The 22,317-nt window shown below is 52.6% G+C and carries 22 protein-coding genes and 1 riboswitch; of the genes, 7 read left to right on the top strand and 15 right to left on the bottom strand.

The genetic code is table 11. The annotated features are described in order from the left end of the window. Nucleotides 1-209: 209 nt before the first annotated feature. Nucleotides 210-1,175 (top strand): lipoyl synthase, encoded by a 966-nt coding sequence (gene lipA / locus J1782_RS02050; RefSeq protein ID WP_217152275.1) that lies wholly within the window; start codon nt 210-212, stop codon nt 1,173-1,175. Between the two features lie 102 nt (nt 1,176-1,277). On the opposite strand, the gene tatE is transcribed toward lipA, so the two are convergent. After that, on the bottom strand, nt 1,278-1,481 hold the full coding sequence (gene tatE / locus J1782_RS02045) for a twin-arginine translocase subunit TatE (protein WP_095921144.1): 204 nt from the start codon (nt 1,479-1,481) through the stop codon (nt 1,278-1,280). 257 nt (nt 1,482-1,738) lie between these two features. On the opposite strand from tatE, the gene J1782_RS02040 reads away from it, so the two are divergent. After that, nucleotides 1,739-2,803, top strand: coding sequence for a diguanylate cyclase (locus J1782_RS02040; protein ID WP_152326430.1), 1,065 nt, complete (start codon nt 1,739-1,741; stop codon nt 2,801-2,803). Nucleotides 2,804-2,855: 52 nt separating this feature from the next. On the opposite strand, the gene J1782_RS02035 is transcribed toward J1782_RS02040, so the two are convergent. The 5 genes from J1782_RS02035 to J1782_RS02015 form a co-directional block, all read right to left on the bottom strand. Then, nucleotides 2,856-3,653 carry an amino acid ABC transporter ATP-binding protein gene (locus J1782_RS02035; RefSeq protein ID WP_254302890.1) on the bottom strand — a complete coding sequence of 266 codons (798 nt, stop codon included), beginning with the start codon at nt 3,651-3,653 and terminating at the stop codon, nt 2,856-2,858. Then, the gene (locus J1782_RS02030) at nt 3,650-4,633 is read right to left on the bottom strand and encodes an amino acid ABC transporter permease (RefSeq protein ID WP_165059410.1); all 984 of its coding nucleotides are present in this window, start codon (nt 4,631-4,633) and stop codon (nt 3,650-3,652) included. Before J1782_RS02030 ends, J1782_RS02035 begins: the two co-directional genes overlap by 4 nt. Beyond that, complete coding sequence (locus J1782_RS02025) at nt 4,630-5,538, bottom strand: ABC transporter substrate-binding protein (RefSeq protein WP_152326427.1); 909 nt, start codon at nt 5,536-5,538, stop codon at nt 4,630-4,632. The genes J1782_RS02030 and J1782_RS02025 overlap by 4 nt, the downstream gene beginning before the upstream one ends. Nucleotides 5,539-5,720: 182 nt before the next feature. Next, nucleotides 5,721-6,515, bottom strand: a complete 795-nt coding sequence (locus J1782_RS02020) for a deaminated glutathione amidase (protein ID WP_217152274.1) — start codon at nt 6,513-6,515, stop codon at nt 5,721-5,723. A gap of 13 nt (nt 6,516-6,528) precedes the next feature. Further along, the gene (locus tag J1782_RS02015; protein WP_371819725.1) at nt 6,529-7,491 is read right to left on the bottom strand and encodes a nitrate ABC transporter substrate-binding protein; all 963 of its coding nucleotides are present in this window, start codon (nt 7,489-7,491) and stop codon (nt 6,529-6,531) included. A gap of 210 nt (nt 7,492-7,701) precedes the next feature. Between J1782_RS02015 and J1782_RS02010 the strand changes: the two genes are divergently transcribed. Further along, nucleotides 7,702-9,048: an aminotransferase class I/II-fold pyridoxal phosphate-dependent enzyme gene (locus tag J1782_RS02010; protein WP_217152272.1), complete on the top strand. Its 1,347-nt coding sequence runs from the start codon at nt 7,702-7,704 to the stop codon at nt 9,046-9,048. Between the two features lie 3 nt (nt 9,049-9,051). Here J1782_RS02010 and J1782_RS02005 read toward each other — a convergent pair whose 3' ends face one another. Beyond that, nucleotides 9,052-9,483 carry a GNAT family N-acetyltransferase gene (locus J1782_RS02005; RefSeq protein ID WP_208952029.1) on the bottom strand — a complete coding sequence of 144 codons (432 nt, stop codon included), beginning with the start codon at nt 9,481-9,483 and terminating at the stop codon, nt 9,052-9,054. Nucleotides 9,484-9,556: 73 nt separating this feature from the next. Continuing rightward, nucleotides 9,557-9,619, top strand: a riboswitch (Fluoride riboswitch). A 66-nt stretch (nt 9,620-9,685) separates the two neighbouring features. Between J1782_RS02005 and crcB the strand changes: the two genes are divergently transcribed. The 3 genes from crcB to J1782_RS01990 all read left to right on the top strand — a co-directional run bounded on the left by crcB (nt 9,686) and on the right by J1782_RS01990 (nt 12,386). Further along, a complete protein-coding gene (gene crcB, locus J1782_RS02000) occupies nt 9,686-10,069 on the top strand; it encodes a fluoride efflux transporter CrcB (protein ID WP_217152271.1) in 384 nt (127 codons plus the stop codon). Nucleotides 10,070-10,532: 463 nt separating this feature from the next. After that, nucleotides 10,533-11,189 (top strand): TetR family transcriptional regulator, encoded by a 657-nt coding sequence (locus tag J1782_RS01995; RefSeq protein WP_208952030.1) that lies wholly within the window; start codon nt 10,533-10,535, stop codon nt 11,187-11,189. A 9-nt stretch (nt 11,190-11,198) separates the two neighbouring features. Beyond that, complete coding sequence (locus J1782_RS01990; protein ID WP_152326421.1) at nt 11,199-12,386, top strand: multidrug effflux MFS transporter; 1,188 nt, start codon at nt 11,199-11,201, stop codon at nt 12,384-12,386. Between the two features lie 77 nt (nt 12,387-12,463). Here J1782_RS01990 and cspE read toward each other — a convergent pair whose 3' ends face one another. From cspE to J1782_RS01970, 4 genes are all read right to left on the bottom strand, one after another. Further along, nucleotides 12,464-12,673 carry a transcription antiterminator/RNA stability regulator CspE gene (cspE, locus tag J1782_RS01985; protein WP_009636912.1) on the bottom strand — a complete coding sequence of 70 codons (210 nt, stop codon included), beginning with the start codon at nt 12,671-12,673 and terminating at the stop codon, nt 12,464-12,466. A 177-nt stretch (nt 12,674-12,850) separates the two neighbouring features. Further along, nucleotides 12,851-13,588: a DUF2076 domain-containing protein gene (locus J1782_RS01980; protein WP_217152270.1), complete on the bottom strand. Its 738-nt coding sequence runs from the start codon at nt 13,586-13,588 to the stop codon at nt 12,851-12,853. A 183-nt stretch (nt 13,589-13,771) separates the two neighbouring features. Then, nucleotides 13,772-14,905: an ABC transporter substrate-binding protein gene (locus J1782_RS01975; RefSeq protein ID WP_208952031.1), complete on the bottom strand. Its 1,134-nt coding sequence runs from the start codon at nt 14,903-14,905 to the stop codon at nt 13,772-13,774. A gap of 189 nt (nt 14,906-15,094) precedes the next feature. Further along, complete coding sequence (locus tag J1782_RS01970; RefSeq protein ID WP_208952032.1) at nt 15,095-17,212, bottom strand: prolyl oligopeptidase family protein; 2,118 nt, start codon at nt 17,210-17,212, stop codon at nt 15,095-15,097. A 300-nt stretch (nt 17,213-17,512) separates the two neighbouring features. Here J1782_RS01970 and J1782_RS01965 point away from each other — a divergent pair, with 300 nt between their 5' ends. Then, nucleotides 17,513-17,758 (top strand): hypothetical protein, encoded by a 246-nt coding sequence (locus J1782_RS01965; protein WP_104922965.1) that lies wholly within the window; start codon nt 17,513-17,515, stop codon nt 17,756-17,758. 42 nt (nt 17,759-17,800) lie between these two features. Here the strand turns inward: J1782_RS01965 and J1782_RS01960 are convergent, their stop codons facing one another. The 4 genes from J1782_RS01960 to J1782_RS01945 form a co-directional block, all read right to left on the bottom strand. After that, complete coding sequence (locus J1782_RS01960) at nt 17,801-18,319, bottom strand: cupin domain-containing protein (RefSeq protein ID WP_152326417.1); 519 nt, start codon at nt 18,317-18,319, stop codon at nt 17,801-17,803. 50 nt (nt 18,320-18,369) lie between these two features. Further along, nucleotides 18,370-18,735, bottom strand: coding sequence for a hypothetical protein (locus J1782_RS01955; protein WP_152326416.1), 366 nt, complete (start codon nt 18,733-18,735; stop codon nt 18,370-18,372). Nucleotides 18,736-18,785: 50 nt separating this feature from the next. After that, on the bottom strand, nt 18,786-19,769 hold the full coding sequence (locus tag J1782_RS01950) for a diguanylate cyclase (protein WP_235937368.1): 984 nt from the start codon (nt 19,767-19,769) through the stop codon (nt 18,786-18,788). A gap of 314 nt (nt 19,770-20,083) precedes the next feature. Further along, entirely contained in the window at nt 20,084-22,270 is a 2,187-nt protein-coding gene (locus J1782_RS01945; protein WP_217152269.1) for a TonB-dependent siderophore receptor, read from the bottom strand. Nucleotides 22,271-22,317 lie beyond the last annotated feature (47 nt).

The raw sequence follows: 22,317 nt of genomic DNA, 5'->3' as shown, positions 1-22,317 counted from the left end.
AATAAGAATAGTTTTTTCAGGAAAAAATCTTCTTCAGGTTAAAAAAATGCAGCGTTTAGCACTTCAGGCTATGTGTAAAGGCTGAATCCGGTGATGCTTCAATGATATAATTTCCGCATTATTTCTACTTTTTTTGATGAATCAGCCAGTTCATTGAATGTCCTGAAAAAACTCGAGTTACGAGAGACGAACCTGGAAGCTGCAAGATTATGAGTAAACCGATTCAGATGGAACGCGGCGTCAAATACCGCGATGCAGATAAGATGGCGTTAATCCCGGTGAAAACCGTGGTCAGTGACCGGCAGGAAATGTTACGTAAGCCGGCATGGATGAAAATCAAGTTGCCTGCGGACTCAACGAAAATTCAGGGCATTAAATCCGCACTGCGCAAGAATGGCCTTCACTCCGTTTGTGAAGAGGCCGCATGCCCAAACCTTTCAGAGTGCTTTAACCACGGCACCGCGACCTTCATGATCCTCGGCGCAATTTGTACCCGCCGCTGCCCGTTCTGCGACGTGGCACACGGTCGTCCAACCGCGCCGGATACCAATGAGCCGCAAAAACTGGCACAAACCATCGCGGATATGGGATTGCGTTATGTCGTCATCACCTCGGTTGACCGTGATGATTTACGTGACGGCGGCGCGCAGCACTTTGCCGACTGTATCACGGCGATCCGCGCTAAAAACCCGACCATCAAAATCGAGACACTGGTACCCGATTTCCGTGGCCGTATGGATCGCGCCCTGGATATTCTCAACGCCAGCCCGCCGGATGTGTTTAACCACAACCTGGAAAACGTGCCGCGCGTTTACCGTCAGGTTCGTCCGGGCGCTAACTACGAATGGTCACTGACGCTGCTGCAACGTTTCAAAGAAGCGCATCCGGAAATCCCAACCAAATCAGGCCTGATGGTCGGTTTGGGTGAGACAAACGAAGAAATCATCGAAGTGATGCGTGACCTGCGCCGCCACGGCGTCACCATGCTGACGCTGGGTCAGTATCTGCAACCCAGCCGTCACCACCTGCCGGTGCAGCGTTACGTCAGCCCGGAAGAGTTTGACCAGATGAAAGAAGCGGCGATGGAAATGGGCTTCACGCACGCCGCCTGTGGCCCGTTCGTGCGTTCGTCTTATCACGCCGATCTGCAAGCCAAAGGGTTAGAAGTGAAGTAATATCTCGTTACTTCTTGATGCCCAAAACGCAAAAAAGGTTGTTCATAAGAACAACCTTTTTTAATGCCCGAAATTTGTAACCGGAATTAATTCCGTAAAAACTCAGTCTTTGTGTTCGACACGCTCGGCTGGTTTTTCTTCGGCAGTGGTTTTTTCAGCAGGCGCCGGATCATCATTCATGGCTTTCTTGAAGCCACGCAGTGCTGCACCCAGGTCACCGCCCAGAGAGCGCAGTTTGCTGGTACCGAACAACAGAACGATCAGCACGCCGACCACCAACAATTTAGTAATACTTAGACCTTCCATACATACCTTCTTTACACTGAGTGCTGGAATACAGCAGTGACAATTTGCCGTTATTAACGGCCATTCGCGACGTTAATACAACCCGAAAATGTAACAGAACGGATCCAGAACTGTGCGCATTGTGACCAGAGTAAGCTATTATGAGCTTGAATAGCACGCTCATAAAGTCTTTCAGTTTTTAAAATCTGTAAAACACCTTCAAATTTGATTTCGACCAGATTATTAACCCGGGTTAACTGACCCTGTAATGAGAACCGATGCCGAAAAAGCTTCATACGACTCTGGTTAACGATACTCATCATTCCGGAATACGTTTTGCCAAAAGGACTTATTTGCCCCGCATCGTCGGGCTGGGAACGGGCAGTTTTTGTGTCGGCTCGGTGATGATTGAGCACACAACGCCCGTCTGGCTCTGGCTGTTGCTGTTTTTAAACGGATTCATTTGGCCGCACATTGCCTACTGGAAAGCAAAGCGTTCGGCAAGCCCGTTTAACAGTGAAATCAACAACCTGAAGGCCGACGCCATTTTCGGCGGCATATGGATTGCAGTGATGGGCTTCAACGCCCTGCCCTCTGCCACCATATTTGCCATGATGGGCATGAATAATATCTCCGCAGGCGGCCAGCGGTTATTCTTCCGGTGCGTTATCGCGCAAATCACGGTTGCCATTGCGCTACTGCTTGTCGCCGATATCCCCTTCATGCCCGAAACCACGCCGTTCCAGCTTTATCTCTGCCTGCCAATGATCATGATTTACCCGATTTTTCTCGGCAACGTCACCTACCGCACATCCCGAAAACTGGCCGAACATAAACAGGCCATCATGCAAATCAGTGTGCGCGACGGACTGACCGGGCTGTACAACCGTCGCCACTGGGAATCGCTGCTTAACACCGAGCTGGAAAGCTTCCGCCGCTACCGGCATAAAACCACGCTGGTGCTGATCGACATCGATCACTTTAAGGCCATCAACGACAATTACGGGCACAGCGTCGGTGATCAGGCCATTATTCTGCTGGCGCAGGAACTACAGCATACGATGCGCGCCGCCGATATTATCGGCCGGTTTGGGGGTGATGAGTTCGCCGCTATTTTGCCGCACAGCACGGAGCTACAGGCCCGGCGCGCGATAGAACGTTTGCAAAGCCGGCTGGATAACAGCCTGTTTCCGCAACATCCTGACCTGAGAATCCACATCAGCGCGGGTATTGCTGAATGTGATGACGTTCAGGAAACCGCGACACACTGGCTGAATGCCGCTGACCACGCATTGTATGAAGCCAAAAAAAACGGGCGGAACCGGGTGGAAACGGCAAGTTAATCTTGCCCGGTTCCGCCCGGTATCAGCCCGTCTGGTTTTCCTGTTGTAAACGTCAGATAAAGCGGCTGAGAAACGCCTGAGTACGCGGATGCTGCGGATTGACCAGCACTTCATCCGCAGCACCCTGCTCGACTACATAACCGCGATCCATAAAGACCACCCGGTCAGCCGCTTCTTTTGCAAACCCAATCTCATGCGTGACCACAATCATGGTCAGTCCTTGCTGCGCCAGATCACGCATCGTCGCCAGCACTTCACCCACCAGTTCAGGGTCGAGCGCCGATGTCGGCTCATCAAACAACATCAGTTTCGGTTTCACCGCCAGCGCGCGGGCAATCGCTACTCGTTGCTGCTGACCACCGGAAAGATGACGCGGATAAGCATCGGCTTTGTCGCTCAGCCCGACTTTCTGCAACAACTCACGGGCATATTTTTCGGCCTCATGGCGGCTCTCCTTATGCACACCGACCGGCGCTTCAATAATATTTTGCAAAACGGTCATGTGCGGATACAGGTTAAATTGCTGGAATACCATCCCGATATCACGGCGCTGGCGCGCAATCGCCCGTTCGGATAATTTATGCAACCTGTCGCCACGCAGCTCGTAACCAATTTGCTCGCCACCCACCATGATTGAGCCACGGTCGATATCTTCCAGATGGTTAATACAACGCAGGAACGTGGATTTCCCGGACCCGGAAGGCCCCAAAATCACCACCACCTCGCTGGGTTTGACATCCAGATCAATGCCTTTGAGCACTTCGTTATCGCCATAGCTTTTATGCACATTACGGGCTACAACCAGAGATGCCGTTTCGGATGACTGCGCGTCGGTAGAAAGTTGACTCATAAGTCCTCCTTGCGGGCCAGGCCTGGTGGATTCATAACAGGAACCCCTTTTTCTTCCGCATTTTCCTGACGACGCTTGGCGCTCGCCACCGTGCGGCGTGTGCCACGGGAATAATAACGTTCAATCGCCGACTGGCCGAGGTTCAGCACTGAGGTGATCAGCAGATACCAGACCACCGCCACCATCAACATCGGCACCACTTCAAAGGTGCGGTTGTAAATGGTTTGCACCGAGTACAGTAAATCGCCCATTGCGATCACACTGACCAGCGATGTCGCTTTGATCATACTGATCAGCTGGTTACCTGTTGGCGGAATAATCGAACGCATCGCCTGTGGAATGATAATCCGGCGCAGCGCACGGCCACGGCTCATCCCGAAGGCCTGCGCCGTTTCGGCCTGACCGTTATCAACCGACAGCAAACCGGCACGAATGATTTCCGCCATATACGCCGCTTCATTCAGCGCCAGACCGGCAATCGCCGCCGTCAGCGGGGTGATCAGATCATTGGTATTCCAGCTCATGTATTCCGGCCCAAACGGGATGCCGATCACTACGCGGGGGAACAGCGTCGACATGTTGTACCAGAATAAAAGCTGCACCAGCAGCGGTGTGCCACGGAAAAACCAGATGTATAAACCGGCCAGTTTGCGCAGCAACAGGCTGTCAGACAAACGGGCGATCGCCAGCATCAGGCCGATGAACACCCCGATCAACATGGACACCACGGTCAGGCCGAGCGTAACGCCCAGGCCTTTGATGATCGTCGCTTCTGTGAACCACTGCGCGACCACATGCCATTCGAAATTCGGGTTATGCGAAACGGCCCAAATCACATCGGCGGCAATCAGCAGCGCGACAATCCACGCAATCCAGCGGCCAATGTTGCGTGGCGCGTGGGAGAATTCAACGTTACGTCGTGGATCCTGCGTATAGTCGTCCTTGACTGCCGGCTTTGAACTATACGTTTTATCAGTCATTTAGGTTGTGCCTTTGCCAGATTGATCCCCGGCGCCTGGATCATGTTGCCTTCCAGACCCCATTTTTTCATGATGATGGCGTAAGTCCCGTTATCGAACAGTTTCTGATATCCCGCCAGAATAGCGTCACGTACAGGAGAATCCTTCGCGACCACCGTTCCCTGGAAAATATCGCCAAAACCGTTGGATTTGCCGGTGCCGGTCAGTTCCAGCTGGCCATTCGCTTTCTCAACGAAATAGGTCAGCGGTGCCTGAGAAGAGAAGAACGCGTCCGAACGGTTAGAACGCACGGCCAGAATCGAGGTAGGCTGGTCAGAGAAAGATTGCACGGTAACCGCCGGTTTACCGTCTTTCACGCACACTTCAGACTGCTTACGGATCACCTGTTCGGCAGATCCGCCCGCCATGACGGCGATGCGTTTACCGCAGGTATCATCCAGAGAATTGATGTTTTCCGGGTTGCCTTTACGCACGCCGAACACCACGAACTCCTTCACAAAATCAATAAAATCATTTTTCGCCTGACGATCCGGGTAATCACCAATCGGGCCGATACCCATCTGATAACGCCCTGCAGCCATTCCGCTGAGGATGCCGGATAAACCGCTTACGGAAGCGTGCTCAATTTTCACACCCAGCACTTCTGCCAGTGCATGCGCCAGATCCGCACTCGCGCCATCCAGGCCATTCGCCCCGGTCACGATTTCGTACGGAGGAAACGAGCCGTTGTTCACAGAGGTCATCACACCGGATTTTTGAATATCCGCAGGTAATTTGGCGTGAATTGCCGGATCCATCGTCTGAGCCGGGATCGCCACCGTTTCAGCAGCAAAGGCATTCATGGACGTTACGGAAAGTAATGCAGCGGTCAGTGCAGCAGCCTGACGTAATTGTTTTGCCATCATTTTCTTATTCCTCTGTGTAAAAAGTCGGTCTGTGAGTTTATGAATGTTGTGTATTTATAATGAAAACCTTCCCTGGCTCAGATCGTGTTTAAGTCTTATGAAAAACGAGTTCCCTGGTGAGGCGCTCGGTACGGCTTTATTCACCGGACGGTGCAACCGTTGAGGACCGGCTGCAGTCAGGTTCAGTCATTGCGCAGTTGCGGCAAACCGAAGCGGCGGTTCGCCAGCACAGGCAATACTTTACGGGCATGCGCCAGACGATCTTTGTCCAGCTCAGCAAAAACCAGTGCAGGGGCTTCAGCCGCGCGGGCAATCGCCACGCCCAGCGGATCGACCACCATACTGTTACCGATATTACGTTCACCGCATTCGCCGACAGCGACCATATACGTGGTGTTTTCCAGCGCACGGGCTGTGACCAGCACTTCCCAATGCATTTCTTTCAGCGGACCTTTGACCCACGCAGCCGGCAAGACCAGGACGTCCGCGCCATCAAGTACCAGACGACGCGCCAGCTCAGGGAAACGCACGTCGTAACAGGTCATCAGGCCGACATTAAACCCGGCAACCTCAACCAGTGGTGGTACATCGCTGCCCGGCGTGACGTTTTTAGATTCCTGCGAGGAGAACGCATCGTAAAGATGCAGCTTACGGTATTCTGAAATGATTTCACCATTCCTGATAGAAATCAGTACGTTCCATGCGCGACCATCGGGTGCAGGCGTATGAACGCTCATCATGGTCGTCATCTGATTGCCGCGGCTGGCGGCCACCAGCTGGCTGACGAACGGACCATCCAGCGGTTGTGCGGCTTTCAGAACCAGATCAGGATCGGTGATGTCGCGCGCCAGAATACCTTCCGGCAGCACCAGTAAATCCACGCCTGCATCCAGAGATTTCGCCATCAGCGAAAGGCAGGTTTCAACGTTGGCTTCCCATTCGCGGGAAACAGCAAACTGACCTAATGCAACTTTCATTTTTACTCTCCCGTCACTTTTGTGCGGCGAACTGAGGGAACAAATCAGCCGGTGTGAGGCGCTGCGCCGTCAGCTTCTGGGCATACAATTCATGTGCAAAATCGTCGATCATTTTTTCATTGGCGGCGAAACCGTTTGCGTTCCAGTCCGCAGGTAAATCAACCACCGTACGACGCAAGTCGTCCAGCAACCACGGTGTGGTATCAGCATATTTTGCGCGTTTATCCATCCAGACCTGATAAGAACGGTCGATGATTTCACTCAGCGCCTGCGGCAGCCACGGATGTTCTTCGGCCAGGGCAGGTTTAATCGCCAGCAGGTGAATGCCGGGGATGTAACCCACGCGGTTGAAATAGGCCAGCTCTGCCGCACGGAAATCAGGCTGGAACTGACGGAAACCGGAATCAGGCTTGAAGAAACCGTCAGGCATGAATGGCGTGAATACGGCGTCCAGCCAGCCTTCCTGCAACAGTTCCATCATCGGGCGCTCTTCGGGCACCGCTTCAATGCGCCCTTCGCGACCAAACCCGGCCAGACGATCGACAACCGGATGCGATTCCGTCAGACGTCCAACGTACCAGTTTGCGTCTTCAATACCGACGCCTTCCAGCGCCAGCAGCGTACGGGTCCAGGTGTTGCCGGAATCCTGCCAGCCGGTCAGGCCAATGCGCTTGCCTGCCAGCTGAGAAAGTTCGGTCAGCGGGCTGTCTTCACGGGTGATGATGCAGCGCTGGCGGAAACCACGCATCAGAAAGTGTGGGATTGCCAGCAGATCAGATTCACCGCGAGCCCGCCCCTGCGCATAACGGCTGAAAGAGACTTCACCTGCGTCATATTTATCACTGGTCGCCAGGTTATCCACCAGCGTTCCCACGCGATCTATCTCGAGATTAAACCCTTCAGGTTTAAGGTCGCCCAACGCCAGCGGCGTAAAATAATCCCAGTCACGAACAGCCAGCCTGATGGTAATCGTCACATCTATCCCCTTAAGTGTCAGCATGGTTGATATGCAGAAAGACAACTGTGCGTTTACAAACCTTATCGGAAACGCACCAAATTCTTTTACGAAGGAGATCATGTTCAGCGTAATGTGATTATTTTATCGCCTCCGTTGGCTAAGTTTGATACTAATGGCATAAATTAATATGTACAATAGAATCTTTGTTACTGAACAAAAGGCAAAAACATGGCAGATAAACCCCTCGAAAAAACGCTGGATGCAGAATGGTTAGCGACACAATTACAGGATCGTTCGATGCGGGGCATTGCAATTGAAACAGCGGCGATGATCCGGTCCGGCGTCATCGAGATCGGCACGCATCTGCCCGCTGTCCGTGAACTGGCGCAGGCGCTGGGCGTCAGCCCGGCCACGGTATCTGCCGCCTGGGGTCAGCTTCGGCGCCAAAAAGTGATCGCCGGACGAGGCCGCAACGGCGTCTGGGTGTGCGGTGACATGCTGTCGCCCCGCCCGGCAAGGTTTGAAAAAATCGGTAACTTTGGCGAGCATATTATTGCGGATCTCGCGCTGTCATCGCCCGATCCGGCGCTTTTGCCTGATTTGCGAGAAGCCATGCAGCACGGCGTTGGCGCAGATAACCTGAATAGCTATCAGCGCGAAGCCATCGCGCCTTCGCTGCTGGAAGCCGCACGTCAGGACTGGCCTTACGACGCACCGGCGTTCATGTCTGCCGACGGCGGATTTGACGGCATGAACCTCACGCTACAAACCCTGCTGATGCAAGGTTCCGTCGTGGCGATTGAAGACCCGACCGCCACGCGTTTGCTCGATATGCTGGATAATCTCGGCGCGCAGGTGATCCCGGTAAAATGCGATGAGTTCGGCCCGACGCCGGAATCTCTGAGTCTGGCGTTGTCCAAAAATCCGTCCGCGTTTATTTACCAGCCGCGCACCCATTCGCACTGCGGCCACGCCATGAATGCGGAGCGTTACGCGGAGCTGGCCGAAATTCTCCGCCACACCAATACGCTGATTATTGAGGATGACGGCATCGGGCAGTTATCCCGCTACGCGCCCGTCAGCATGGGCAGCGTATTGCCGGATCGCACGGTACATGTCCGTTCGTATTCCAAAGCTTACGGGCCGGATTTACGGCTGGCGGTGATTTCCGGTTCGACGGATTTGATCAAACAAATCAAATCATTCCGGAACTTCGGAGCGGGATGGTCGAGCCGAATTTTGCAGGAAGCTCTGGCGTGGCTGATCAAGGATTCTAAAACGCAGGAAAGCATTGCCCATGCGAAAGCGGTTTACGCTCAGCGCCGCAAAGCGATGTCTGACGCGCTGCGCATTCGCGGAGTAAATATCCCGGAACGCGACGGGCTGGCAATGTGGATCCCCGTTCCGTCGGAACAGTTTGCGCTGGTCACGCTGGCGGCACGCGGCATTGCTGTTCTGCCCGGCGAGCGCAGCCGCATTGGGCCGGGGCAGTTTATCCGTATCAGCACCAGCCAGATTAAACCTGAGAAAGTGGACCTGATTGCCGACGCCATCGTTCTGGCGCTGGGCGCATGATGGTCAGCGGGGCGTCAGCTTTTTCATCAGATACTTAGGCGATTCTTCATATTCCGCGCGGGCATAAAACACGTGCGCGCGGACACGACGCGTATGGCTGTGAACTTCCATCCGGTCACAGCCACGGTCGCCGGCCAGCCTTTCAGCCTCATCGAGCAATTGTTGCCCGATACCTTCGCCACGCGATTCACTGCTCACGCACAAATAACTGATCCGGCAGAATTCACCGGCGAGGGCGATTTGCGGGATAAAATGCAGCGAAATAAAACCGACGGCGCGCCCTTCGCTCTCGGCTACCAGCAAACGGCTGTCCGGATTGGCGGCCATTACGACAATCCGCTCAGCGATCGCTTCCGGCGTATTGGGATAATCCAAATCGCCGAGTAATCCCGCCAGAACCTGTGCGTCGTTTACATCACCTTCTCTGATTAACATGACTATTTCCTTGTTAAAATCTGTTTCTCATTCGCGGCTACACAATTGCTATCACACACGGTAAACTTACTGCCTGCAATATGGAGATGACATTCCTCCCAAACCGCCTTTACCGGCTGATGATGTCTACGCAATCTCGTGAGAGGTTCGTAGCGTCGTGCCCGGGCCTTTCTGAATTTCACTTTTTTTTAAGGTTTTTTTTATGTTCAGTACCTTTCTTGCTGTGTTGATTGGTGGTGCGGTTGGTAGTGTCGCTCGCTGGTATCTCGGGCTCAAAATGAATGTGATCACGCCTGTGGTGCCTCTCGGTACACTGGCCGTCAATCTCATCGGCGCATTTATTATTGGCCTGGCCATCGCGATTTTTGGCCGCATGAACAGCGTCGATCCGGTGGTTAAAGCGCTCATTACGACCGGTTTCTGCGGCGGGCTGACCACCTTTTCCACGTTTTCCCTGGAAGTTGTTACGCTGTTGCAAATGGGCCGTTTTGGCGATGCCCTGCTCAATATCGCGCTTAATCTTTTCGGCTCGATTGCCCTGACGTTGCTCGGCTTCATGCTGGTCAGCTGGTACACGTCGCACTGATCCTACCTTCCGGCGATGCCTTTTTTATGACAACGGGCATCGCTGTAACAAATTTGTGACATAGCTTCACCTCTTCTCTGCGTTTCTTAATGTTTCCTTCATGTTATCTGCAGATAATGGCAAAACCAGCTCAGGTTTATAAATTGAGGTATGCCATGTTTTCTGTTCCAAAAACGTCTTCTGAATTTCTGGTTGTTGCCCTCTGTATTCTTACTGTAGTGGCTTTTTTACAGGCATATTTTAGTTAGACAGATGCGCCCTGCGCGCCCGTAGTACACCCTTTTCCGCCGACGGCGCATTCCTGATGGATGCGCCGTCGGCCTTTCTGAATCCGTGAAAACACACTGATACGAAGCGTCACTTTTCATTCCCTTCATAATACAAATATTTACCTGTTCCTCCTTATTGCCTATAATTGAGAATGATCGTTCACACTCATTTTCAACAGAGGTGCCAGGTATCCATGCTTCACCCACAACTTTGCAGTAAAGACGCGCGCATCAGTGCGCGACGCGACCAGATCATTGCCGCCGCCCGGCTGTGTTTTCGCAAACACGGTTTTCATGGTGCAGGCATGGCCGAAATCGCCAAAACGTCGCAGCTCAGTGTGGGGCAGATCTACCGGTATTTCGCCAATAAAGACGCCATCATCGAAGAAATTGTTCGTCGCATCGTGATGAAGAAAATCCGCCTGATGACCGGCAACGCGCATAACTTGCAGCAGGTTGCTCATAACCTGGCACACCGCCGGATTGGCAATTTAAGCGCGCCTTATAAAGAGGATCAGTGTATCGAACAAAAAGAACAGGCAGAGATTGACCACGCGCTGATGCTTGAGGTTGCCGCAGAAGCGACCCGCAATCCTATCGTGGAAAAAATCTGGCGCGATTCAGAAAAACAACTGTTCAGCGAAGCAAAATCCCTTCTCAGTGCAACTTTCCCGCAATTTTCAGAGGCTGAAATGACGGCAAAAGTCGAATCTCTGGCGGTGATCTGTGAAGGCACCGCATTCCGACGTATGACTACCGTTCACGCCGACGCAGAGCATCTGGAAGCTTTATACAATCGCTACTTCCAGGATCTCTTTGACACGGATTTAACCACCAGCAAACTGGAATAAACTTTTACCATGAGCGCTCATCTGCAAGAAAAACGCCTCGGTTATGCCCTGGTTCTCGGCTCGCTTGCCGCCCTCGGCCCGCTATGTACAGATTTATATTTGCCTGCATTGCCTGAAATGGCCGGCGATCTCAACACTTCCACCGCCAGCGCTCAGCTGAGCCTGACCGCGGGTTTACTCGGCCTCGGTTTCGGCCAGCTATTATTTGGCCCGCTCAGCGATCGTTATGGCCGCATGCGCCCTTTGCTGTGGTCTCTGGCGTTACTGCTCGCGGCATCGGTCTGGTGCGCCGTCGCGCAGGACATCAATCAGCTGATTGTCGCCCGTCTGTTACAGGGCATTGCGGGCGCAGGCGGCGCTGTGCTTTCACGCGCCGTCGCCAGAGATTTGTATAACGGCCATGAACTCACACGGTTCTTCGCGCTGCTGATGCTGGTAAACGGACTGGCGCCGATTATCGCGCCGGTGCTGGGTGGCGCCATGCTCAGCTGGATGAACTGGCGGGGAATTTTCGCTGTGCTGGCCTTTATTGCCATCCTGCTGTTCAGCTTCTCATCCCTGAAACTGCATGAAACCTTGCAGCCGGAACGCCGTGCGCAAGGCGGTATTTTCAGCATGCTCGGTTCCGTTTTCAGCCTGCTGGGACACCGTCCGTTTATGGGGTTGTGCCTGACGCAAGGTTTTATCATGGCGGGGATGTTCGCCTACATCGGCGCTTCGCCTTTCGTACTGCAACAGATTTACCATCTTAGCCCGCAGATGTTCAGCCTGTGTTTTGCCATTAACGGTATCGGGCTGGTGATTTCTGCGCAGGTTTCCACGCGCCTCAGCCGCCGTTTCGGTGAAATGGCGCTCGTTAAAGCCGGGTTAGTGATAGCGGCCGTGGCATCTGTTGCGCTGGTGATGGCTGCCAGCCTGAATGCGCCGCTGGTGACGCTGCTGATTCCGCTGTTCTTCTCGGTGATGGTGATAGGGATTATCGGGCCGAACGCCGGGTCGCTGGCGATGCAAAGTCAGGGGAAAAATGCGGGGAGCGCGTCGGCGCTGCTTGGCGTGTGTATGTTTGCGCTGGGTGCGATTGCCGTACCGGTCACCGGTTTTGGCAGCATGCCTGCGTTGTCCATGGGCCTGACGATTTTAGGCTGTTACGCGATCGCTATTTTGATGTTCGTGACGCTGGTGCGCAAAACCGCGTAAGGGTTTACCGTTATACGCACTAATGTCCAGGCAAAAAAAAACCCGCTTCGGCGGGTTTTTTAAGAAATCGGCTAAAGTCAGATAGCGATAACGTTAGCAGCCGACGGGCCTTTGGCACCATTGGTGATTTCGAACTCTACGCGTTGGCCTTCAGCAAGGGTCTTGAAACCATTGCTGGAAATAGCAGAGAAATGAACGAAAACATCTTTGCTGCCATCTTCAGGGGTAATGAAACCAAAACCTTTAGATTCATTGAACCACTTAACGCTACCTTTAATCTTAGACATCAAACTTACCTTTACGTGAATGTTGGACACAAAACGTGTGTCAAATACAGTACAGCAACAGATTTAACTTTTGTCCAGAATTCTGATGGCAATAAGCGATAAAGCTCTCACTCTTCACTTTCTGCCGCCGTTTTCTGCTGTCAGAACGGCCTTTAATAGCCTTCTGACATCAAGCGGTTAGAAAAACGAATCATCGTCGTTGCTATAATCGTCGGAATCAAAGTCGTCAGAACCAAACCCTAAATCCGAATTATCGTTACGCAACGAGGCATCTTCCCAGGACGGTATATTGCTGTCGAAACCCTGTGAGTTGTCGAGGAAACTGCTGTCGGCAGGATTCAGATCCTGCACGGGCGGCTCTTCAATGATATTGACGATTTCCTGCGGCTGACTGTGATGGAACATTCCGGTCAGCATATCTGCCAGCACAACCCCACCCGCAACACCGGCGGCAGTCCGCAATGCGCTGCCCAGAAAGCCCGGTGCCTGTGGCGCGGCCTGAGCCGGAGCCTGCTGTTGTGGCGCGTATTGTTGCTGCTGAGGCTGTGCGCCCCAGGCTTGCGTACCCGGGATTGGCTGGCTGCCTTGTGAAGACTGACGCGCGGGTTCAGGCTGTGCCGAACCACCGCCAAACAGCCCGGCGAGGAAACCGGTACTTTGCGGTTTCGCGTTCTGTGCCTGCTGTTGCAACTGTTCGTTTTGCCGTTGCAGTTCCTTCACCTGAGCATTCAGCTTGGTCAGCGCCGCTTCCTGAATAATCATCGCCTGCGCCATGTAATAAGGGGCTGACGGTTGCTGGCGGATATGGGCCTGAATCACACGTTCAGCTTCCGCATCGCGCGGTGCCGTATTGGACTCAGCCTGTTGTAAACGACTAAAAAGCCCGTCAATTAAACGCTGTTCTTCAGATTGCATAAATTCACCTTGTTGATGTGTCGTACTACGCCAGTCGGCGTTATGCAGATACAGTAATACAGTTATATTTTTGTATGAATTAACGGAGTGTCAACAAATGTGACGGAGGTAAAGTTTGTGCAGAAGCGCCGTGACGGGGTTGAAAACCCGCCTGCGAGACCACAGGCGGGGAGGCTCAAAGACTTATTTCTTCGGTGACCAGCCCAGAATGAAATCCTGATCCGGCAGATTGGTGTAGTTACGCACCAGGTCGTGGTAGGTTTTTGCCGGATCCAGATTTTTAAACTGTTCCGGATAAATGAATTTCGCCAGATATTCCATCCCGACGATATTGTACGGGTGGTTGTAGAACTGGTGGTAAACGCCGTAAACGTGCTGGCTGCTGACCGCCGGGATCTGCGCCACACCGGTGCGGGAAAGCAGAACTTTCGCTTCCTTGTCGATGCTGGCCTCATTCGCGCCATAACCGAACGGCAGAATGTGGGTCACGGAACCGTTTTTACTCGGGCGCGCGGAACCGGTCATGATGTAAACATCCGGCTTCATGCTGATCACCTGCTCCAGAGAAACCGTGCCTGATGCGCCCGGCAGCAATTTGGTGCCGATATTATTGGCGTCTACCGCCTGAATCAGTTTGCCCCAGCCCGCGTCGCCGTGAGTAAAGCAGCAGGAATCATCGCGACCGGCAATCGGCTCGATGAACACGTTTGGTCTGTTTTTAATAGCAGCAACGGCTTTCTGAATGCTCTGGAAGTGCTCGTTATAGAACGCGGTGTACGCGCGGGCATTGTCTTCCTTATTCACAATTTTACCCAGCAGCTCAATGCTCGGTGCCGTGTCTTTCGCCGGATCCGCTTCGTAGTCAACGAAAACAACCGGGATGTGCAGCGCGGCAAGTTTATCCAGAACACCCGCCTGTGCCAGAGAATTCTTCGCACGTACCTGCGCAATCATCAGGTCAGGTTTTTTGGAAATCACGGTTTCCAGATCAACCTGCCCTTTGTCCGTGAATCCCATATCCAGGATTTTGGACGACTCAGGCCATTTACTTTTCAGCATGTCCCAGGTGCCGCTGTCGGTGGTCTTCAGCAGATTGTTCCACGCCACGACGCGCTTAAACGGATCGGCTTTATCCAGCACGGCAAGCGCAAGAATATCGCGGCCATCCTGCAAGATGATGCGCTGCGGGGCTTTGTCGAGCGTCACTTTCTGCCCGCTAAGATCGGTAACAGTTAGCGGATAGGTGGTAGCAAAAGCGGAAAATGAAGCGGCCATCAGACCTGCGACAGACAGCACGCGAGCGGTATTCTTTAACATGCAAATCCCCGAAAATGAGAATGAATAAGAAATGATTTTGATAATTGTTATCAAATGAAGCGAAAATAATAAACAAGGAATGAAGGGCGAGGCAACGCTTTTGGAAGGGAAAAAGCCTGATAAAACATGTCGAAATATGACTGAGTGGGAAATTTTCCCCGCCCAGTCATGTAACGCCGTGCGCGGAAGTTACGGTTTACGCCCGATGAAATGCAGCAGGAACTCGCTCACCAGAGCACGTTTAAATGCCGACTGCGTTTTGTCCGCCGCCGCGCTGTGCCCGCCCTCGGTGTTCTCGTAGAAATACACGTCAGGAATACCCAGTGCCTGCATCTTCGCGGCCATTTTTCGTGCATGATCCGGCCCGACGCGGTCATCGCTGGTCGCGGTCGAGAACAATACCGGCGGATATTTTTTCTGCGGGTCGATATTGTGATATGGCGAGAATTCGCGGATAAACGCCCACTCTTCCGGCTTTTGCGGGTCGCCGTATTCGGCAATCCACGACGCCCCCGCGGAAATCTGCGTGTAGCGCTGCATATCCAGCAGAGGCACTTCGCAGACTATCGCGCCGAACAGTTCCGGATAGCGTGTCAGCATATTGCCCACCAGCAGGCCTCCGTTACTGCCGCCCTGCGCCGCCAGATGCGCCGGTGACGTGATTTTGCTGGCAATCAGCGCCTTCGCCACTGAAGCAAAATCTTCATACGCACGCAGGCGCTTTTCTTTCAGCGCGGCTTTATGCCACTCAGGCCCGTACTCGCCACCGCCACGGATATTCGCGACCACGAAAACACCGCCGCGATCAAGCCACGACACGCCGCTCACGCCCAGATAATACGGCTCCAGCGACACTTCAAAACCGCCATAACCGTATAACAGCGTCGGATTTTTGCCATCATAAACCACATTTTTGCGGCTGATCACGAAATAAGGCACGCGCGTCCCGTCGTCAGATTGCGCAAAGTGCTGGCTGACCTGATAGCGGGAGGCGTCAAAATGCGACGGATCCTGTTTCAGCAATTCGGCTTCGGCGTTAGCGCCGTTGTCCAGATTGCCCAGCGAGAGGCTGGCGGGTTGCAGGAAACCGCTGACGCTCATGAAGTATTCGTTGGTTTTATCATCCACGCCCCAGGCGCTGATTTTACTCAGCTCCGGCACATGCCCGAACGGTTCACGCTGCCATTCGCCATTCTTTGGTGTCAGCACTTCAAGGCGATTTACCACATCACGGGTCAGGCTGAGAATGATGTGATCACGGGTATGTGAGTAACCGTTGAGCTGATCGCGGGTTTGCGTCACGCCGCTGAGCGCGGAACCGGTATCAGGAACAAACAGCGGTTTCAGCGTGCGCTCACCTGCCATAAAGGCGTCAAAATTCATCGTCAGCAATGAACCTGACGGCCAGCGCTGGCCATTCACCTGCCATTCGCTGGACGGTTCGATAAGGATCCATTCCTGCCAGGTGGTGAATTTGGCATCGTCCGGAATGTCGATTTTGACCAGCGAGCGGGTCTCGTCCACCAGAAAAACTTCGCGATGATAGAAGTCGATAACCCGCACCACGTAATTGCGTTTAATGTCCCCGTCAGATCCCTGATAACCCGCAGCCATCATGTCTTTTTGCCCGGCGCTGTAAACCGTCACCGCTTCGCTGAGCGGCGTTCCGCGTTGCCAGATTTTCACGATACGCGGATAGCCGGAATCGGTCATCGAACCTTCGCCAAAATCGGTGGCGACAAACATATGGTCGACATCAATCCAGCTGATGCGGCTTTTGGCTACCGGCAGATAAAAACCGCCGGTGACAAATTCTTTGGTTTTCAAATCAAATTCGCGGACTTCGCAGGCATCGCCGCCGTCCGGAGAAAGCACAACGAAAGCGCGCTCAAAGCCCGGTTTCAGGTTCAAGAAGCCCGAGAAAACCCATTCAATATTTTCGGCTTTACCCAGCGCATCGACGTCGAGCACCGTTTCCCAGCGCGGTTCGGCTTTGCGGAATTCATCGAGCGTGGTTTTGCGCAGTAATCCTTTTGGATTTTTCGCATCCTGCCAGAAGTTGTACCAGTCGTTATCGCATTTCCAGACACCCGGAATTTGCTCGGGGGAATTCAGCCCCTGAAGCACTTTTTCGCGGATCGGGTCAAAATCTTTTCCGTGCGTGAAAGCAGAAAGTGTGACCGAATTTTGCTCATGTGCCCAGGCCAGCGCTTTTTCATTGCGCAATCCTTCCAGCCAGATAAATTCGTCCTGCCCGATTTCTGACACTGTTTTGCGTAAATCTGATTCGCGTGAATCTGTGGTCATATTGTTGCGTCCTTCCCGTCCTGAGAAATAAATTAAAAGTCAGACTTGGGGTTTAGATAACTGTTTTGCTCACGTCATTTCAAGCGTTTTTCAAACACAGATGATTCACCATCTTTCCGAAAAATCCGAATATGCGATCCCGAAGGGTTCTCTTGCCTTCTTTTTGTGAGTCAGTTCAAGCATTCAAATTATCTGAACGCCTATAAAGAAATCATTACCTTGTGATGACAAAAAATGACGTGGATCTGAGGTAGAAAAGGGGACACAGAAATCAGGCAGCAACAGGAAAGGAGCGAGAATATGGAATGGAAAATCATAGATATCCTGAGTATCCCACAGACCGGACTGAAATATATCTGCATTCAGGCATTCAAAAACCTGAAGCTGATCCTGTCTGTCGATAACGACTTTACACTGCAAACCGGCGACACTTTAGAGATTACGCCGGAGGGTTATTCCCTGAACCGCCACCAGGCGCAAAGCCTGAAAATTCATCGCATGATGCCGTATTGTCAGCAACGCTGGCAGTCACTGGGTATCCAGTAAGCGCATCTTCAATTTTATGAATGAATCCAAAAAAGCCGGTTTTTACACCGGCTTTTTGTTGGCTTCTCTTCTCGAATCTGAAAAACCGTCGTGGCTACCCAGTTCCTGTTCAGGCACATCCAGCCAGCGGTCTTTACGCGTTGCTTCATATTCCTGATTGAGCGGATAATGAATGCGGTTTTCCGGCTTATTCGCTTCGCCAACGACCAGCAAACGTACTTCTTCTTCACTGTTATTGATGAACGTATGGCAGATGCCGGTGCCGTGGGGAAACGCCACCGCGTCGCCAGGTTTAAGCCTGTGCAGGTGGCCATTTATCCACGCGTCAGGCTGGCCTTCCAGCACATAAACAAACTCATCTTCAGAACTTTCAGCATGCGCGTAACAGGTACGTCGCCCCGGCAGCAGACGTTCGTGATGAATGCCGATACGCGTCAGCCCCAGCGCTTTGCCGAGCGGTGCACCAATCGACATCAGTTCATCATCACCCGGATAACTGCTGTCGTCCGGGCCTTCGAGCTCACGCCAGTTGGCGATAAAGTCGGGTCTTTCCTTGCTCATCGTTGACTCCGTTTCCCGCCGGTCGCTGCATCCGTTTTACACAGCCGGCCTCAGTACAGCGACGGGGATTTTTGTTGAATTGAGTAAGTGTTTTGATTTGAATACGTGCTTTGCGTCGCCGGTTTCGGCAGACAGGCAAATCTTATGTGTACCCGGTCGCCGTCATTGCTTTCACCCAGCGTCTGGAATTTCCCTGTACAAAAATCGAAGATCTTTTTATAGGTATCCGCGCGGCGCTGACGTTCCAGAATGGAAAACACGGAAGACTCATAGCTTGCCTGCCCCTGTACAAAAGACGCATCAAAGTTTGCAGGCCGGTAGACTTCCGCGCCAACGGGTTCATCAATCGATGAGCATCCTGCCAATAAAGTTGCTGCTGCCACCGCTGCTACCATCATTATTTTGATATTTTTCATTATTTATCCCGAGACATCTTCCATTCTATTCAGTGTAGATGAACAACGGCCTAAGCCCTGCCCGCGCTGCCAATACTGTTTTTTCCATTCTTTTTCACGCTTATCAATGCCCGTTCGGCGGCGGCCAGCCACTGATTGTAATTCTCATGATTTCTGGATGTCGCCACGCCAATGCTCATCGAGCACTGAAAACCAGAATCCTGCGACAGACGAATTTCCGAGGTTTTCAGCAACAACCGGTATCCGACCGCATACGCTTCTTCTTCGGAAATGCCCGGCAGTATTACCACAAATTCGTCACCGCCCAGTATGGCTGGAAAATCGTGCTCAGCCGTTTCCTTACGCAAAATAGTTGATACCGATCGTAAAACATAATCGCCCGCTTCGCGTCCGAACAGGTCATTCACCATTTTCAAATCATCGACGCCCAGCACCATCAGGCAGGCCAGATCCTGCTTTGAACGTTCAAATTCCAGCATCAGGCGGCGATCGAGCAAACGCCGGTTAGGCAGGCCAAGAAAGGGATCCATCAGCGCCGATTTTTCCAGTTCGTGCTGCTTATCGCGCAGTTTGCGGGAAATCGAATAATTGGCGGCGCTGAACGCAATAATGTAAATCGTGGAAAGCGGCAGCGTCAGCCATAACGTCCGGTCGCTCACTTCGGTATAGAGGCTCATTCCGGAAAGCGGCCAGCACAGGATAAATCCGGCGCAGTAAAACAGCGCAGCACGGCGCAGTAATTGCCAGCCACCGGCAGAAAACCGGTCGGCAACCAGAATAGACGTAATGATCGCAGATGGCAGCGGACACACGCCCATCAGCGCGACCCATGCGCCACCGGCAATGGCGTCGAACGCCAGGTTTCTGAATTCAGCCTGATTAGGATGCCTGGAACGGCGGGAAATCAGCATTGCAACGTGCGGCCAGACAAACGCGTTCAGCACCAGAAAACCCATCGGGATCCAGGAAGCTTCGCGTTCTAAAAGCACCGAGGCAATGGGGAAAAAACAGAGAAAAGTGCCAAGTATGCGCATTAAGTACATTCGTCGTAAGAAACGATCAGAACGCTCACGAACGAGACTTTCATCTGTAGAAAAATATGCCATACCCGAGAAGACTCAATGATTGATTTTTATTTATAGTAGTCGAGTTGGATATCACAGAGCTACTGAAAGCACCGGTTTTAATGGGCCGAACATCGGGGTTTTTTAGGCTTAAATAAAACGGGTCAGCGAATAAGCAGGTAATTTAGGATAAAAAGTCGAAAAGCTAAATCAGACGTGCAGAATTTATCGTGAGGGAGATTACGGGCAGCTTATTTGCCGCCCGCCCGGAATTGCCTGCGAAGTTAAAATTCGAACGTTGAGGAAAGAAGTAACGTTCTTGGCATCCCGACCGCCAGCTGGCCACTGCCTGCCGCGCTCCAGTAACGTTTGTCGGTGACATTATTCACGGTGGCCTGGAATGTGGCCCTGGTTCCCGCCAGTTTAGTGGTGTAACTCGCGCCCAGATTGTACGTCGTATAGCCCGCCACAAACGCCTGATTCTGGGCATTCACCGGCCGTGAGCCGACATAATACGCGCCACCATTAACCGCCAGACCGTCAATGAAATCCAGCTTGTGGTTGATAAAGATGTTCGCCACTTTTTTCGGCGTATTTTCCGGCGTTTTCCCCAGCAGCTTTTCATTGGTGGTTGAGGTGACTTCCGCACTCAGCAACATGACAGAACCCATCACCGACGTATTTTCCGTGACGTCGCCCTGAAGCGAGAATTCCCCGCCGCGAAATCGTGCTTCGCCGTTAAGGGAATAAATCAGATCATCGCCGGTACTGGCAGACGGTTGTTTCAGCTCGAAATAAGCCGCCGACGCATAAAGTTCACCGTAAACCCGTGTGCGGATCCCCACTTCTTTCTGTTTGCTGACCGCCGCTTTCAGGGATTCTCCGGCGTTAGCGGCGGTTGATGGTGCCGTTCCCGCCGATTCCAGACCTTCCACATAACTGGCGTACAGGCTGATATCCGGCGTGACTTTATAAAGCACGCTGACGGCTGGCGTAACCGCGTGAACATCTTCGGAAGCCGCATCAAGCTGCTGGCTGGTATAGCGCCCGTAACGCACAGCGCCGGTCACCTGCCACTGATCGTTGAGCGTGATCCAATCTTGCAGGAACAGGCCGCCGTCGCGGATAGTCTGTTCTTTAAAGCTGCGGTCAGTCAGCGTTTTTTTACTGTTTTTAGCCGCACGCGTCAGCGATGTAATGGTCACCGGGTCATACATATTCTGCGCAGCAGAATACATGTAGGTTTCAAAACTCGGCTGGTAAAGACGGTTCTGACTGCCGCCAAATAACAATTCATGCTCAACGGAACCGGTATCAAACGTGCCTTTAATTTCCGCCCGGACGTTCTGGTTCAGATAATCCTGGCCAGGCTGATCGGCACCATAAACCGTTCCCTCGCCGGTCTGCGCATTGTAATTATCAAAGACCCACAACCAGCGGTCACGCTTGGTACGCGATTGCCCGGCGCTGACTTTACCCGTCCAGTTATCGGTCAGGGCATATTCAGCCTGAAGTAAGTGCGTTTCTGCCGAGGAATGCGTGTCTTTCCCTTTCATCGATAACAGCTTTTTCGGATCAGGTATTGAAGGAATGGTCATGACGCCATTAACGGCGGTCGGCGTGGCGATTGCCGCCTGCTCAGTAATACGTGCGCGGATTGACTCATAGTCATATTTGAGCAAAAGCCGATCCGTCGCCTGCCAGTCCAATGCTGCGCTGAACATCCGGCGGTTACCATTATCGCCGTCTATCGGCGTATGGATATTATTGGTGACGGCATTGATGCGGACGCCAAAATTTTTCTCTTCACCAAAGCGGTCAGCCAGATCGACGTGCGCGAGGGACGAGCCATTATCATCGGTCGAAAACGTCACCGTTCTGACAGGCTGCTGCCCCGCCCGTTTGGTCACCATATTCACCACGCCACCGGGCGCGACAAAGCCATAATAAAGTGCCGATGCGCCTTTCAGCACTTCCATCCGCTCCTTATCTTCCATCGGAATCGGCAGGTTATTATCAAAAGGCAGAACGCCGTTAAACATATAACTTGAGCGGTTATCCAGATTAATACCGCGAACGGAAAGCTGGTCGTAAGCAATTCCGCTTTGTTGCTGGCGAACAATACCCGCCACATTTCGCAAAGCGTCAAATAAGCCCGTGCCCTGCTGCGCCTGAATAATATCTTTGGAAACGACGCTGACTGAGGCGGGAACATCCATCATATCGCGTCCCTGATAAGCCCCCACGTCGGCATAGCCGGGAATATATCCCGAAGGTTCGCTGTAAGAGCTTCCGTTAACTTCAATGGTGTCATCTTTTTGCAGATTTGTATTATCACTACTTTGATCAGGGTATTTAACGCTATTTTCTCCGGAAAGCGTTTCAGCCAGACTTTCCCTGACAGGCAATAAAACAGGAACGCTGGCAATTAACAGCGCCAGCGCGTTTTTTTTCATTTTGTTGAAGTTCATACAATCCCCAAAAACATCCGTAAAAGTATTTAAATCAAAATTAATTT

Source organism: Rahnella sp. BCC 1045 (genome assembly GCF_019049615.1).
In the GTDB taxonomy this organism is placed as follows: Bacteria; Pseudomonadota; Gammaproteobacteria; order Enterobacterales; family Enterobacteriaceae; genus Rahnella; species Rahnella contaminans.
This window is presented reverse-complemented; position numbering and strand designations above follow the sequence as displayed.

Excerpts from the sequence above, each read along its gene's own strand:
- lipA (WP_217152275.1), top strand. The coding sequence starts at position 210 with ATGAGTAAACCGATTCAGATGGAACGCGGCGTCAAATACCGCGATGCA.
- tatE (WP_095921144.1), bottom strand. The coding sequence starts at position 1,481 with ATGGAAGGTCTAAGTATTACTAAATTGTTGGTGGTCGGCGTGCTGATC.
- J1782_RS02040 (WP_152326430.1), top strand. The coding sequence starts at position 1,739 with ATGCCGAAAAAGCTTCATACGACTCTGGTTAACGATACTCATCATTCC.
- J1782_RS02035 (WP_254302890.1), bottom strand. The coding sequence starts at position 3,653 with ATGAGTCAACTTTCTACCGACGCGCAGTCATCCGAAACGGCATCTCTG.
- J1782_RS02030 (WP_165059410.1), bottom strand. The coding sequence starts at position 4,633 with ATGACTGATAAAACGTATAGTTCAAAGCCGGCAGTCAAGGACGACTAT.
- J1782_RS02025 (WP_152326427.1), bottom strand. The coding sequence starts at position 5,538 with ATGATGGCAAAACAATTACGTCAGGCTGCTGCACTGACCGCTGCATTA.
- J1782_RS02020 (WP_217152274.1), bottom strand. The coding sequence starts at position 6,515 with ATGAAAGTTGCATTAGGTCAGTTTGCTGTTTCCCGCGAATGGGAAGCC.
- J1782_RS02010 (WP_217152272.1), top strand. The coding sequence starts at position 7,702 with ATGGCAGATAAACCCCTCGAAAAAACGCTGGATGCAGAATGGTTAGCG.
- J1782_RS02005 (WP_208952029.1), bottom strand. The coding sequence starts at position 9,483 with ATGTTAATCAGAGAAGGTGATGTAAACGACGCACAGGTTCTGGCGGGA.
- crcB (WP_217152271.1), top strand. The coding sequence starts at position 9,686 with ATGTTCAGTACCTTTCTTGCTGTGTTGATTGGTGGTGCGGTTGGTAGT.
- J1782_RS01995 (WP_208952030.1), top strand. The coding sequence starts at position 10,533 with ATGCTTCACCCACAACTTTGCAGTAAAGACGCGCGCATCAGTGCGCGA.
- J1782_RS01990 (WP_152326421.1), top strand. The coding sequence starts at position 11,199 with ATGAGCGCTCATCTGCAAGAAAAACGCCTCGGTTATGCCCTGGTTCTC.
- cspE (WP_009636912.1), bottom strand. The coding sequence starts at position 12,673 with ATGTCTAAGATTAAAGGTAGCGTTAAGTGGTTCAATGAATCTAAAGGT.
- J1782_RS01980 (WP_217152270.1), bottom strand. The coding sequence starts at position 13,588 with ATGCAATCTGAAGAACAGCGTTTAATTGACGGGCTTTTTAGTCGTTTA.
- J1782_RS01975 (WP_208952031.1), bottom strand. The coding sequence starts at position 14,905 with ATGTTAAAGAATACCGCTCGCGTGCTGTCTGTCGCAGGTCTGATGGCC.
- J1782_RS01970 (WP_208952032.1), bottom strand. The coding sequence starts at position 17,212 with ATGACCACAGATTCACGCGAATCAGATTTACGCAAAACAGTGTCAGAA.
- J1782_RS01965 (WP_104922965.1), top strand. The coding sequence starts at position 17,513 with ATGGAATGGAAAATCATAGATATCCTGAGTATCCCACAGACCGGACTG.
- J1782_RS01960 (WP_152326417.1), bottom strand. The coding sequence starts at position 18,319 with ATGAGCAAGGAAAGACCCGACTTTATCGCCAACTGGCGTGAGCTCGAA.
- J1782_RS01955 (WP_152326416.1), bottom strand. The coding sequence starts at position 18,735 with ATGAAAAATATCAAAATAATGATGGTAGCAGCGGTGGCAGCAGCAACT.
- J1782_RS01950 (WP_235937368.1), bottom strand. The coding sequence starts at position 19,769 with ATGCGCATACTTGGCACTTTTCTCTGTTTTTTCCCCATTGCCTCGGTG.
- J1782_RS01945 (WP_217152269.1), bottom strand. The coding sequence starts at position 22,270 with ATGAACTTCAACAAAATGAAAAAAAACGCGCTGGCGCTGTTAATTGCC.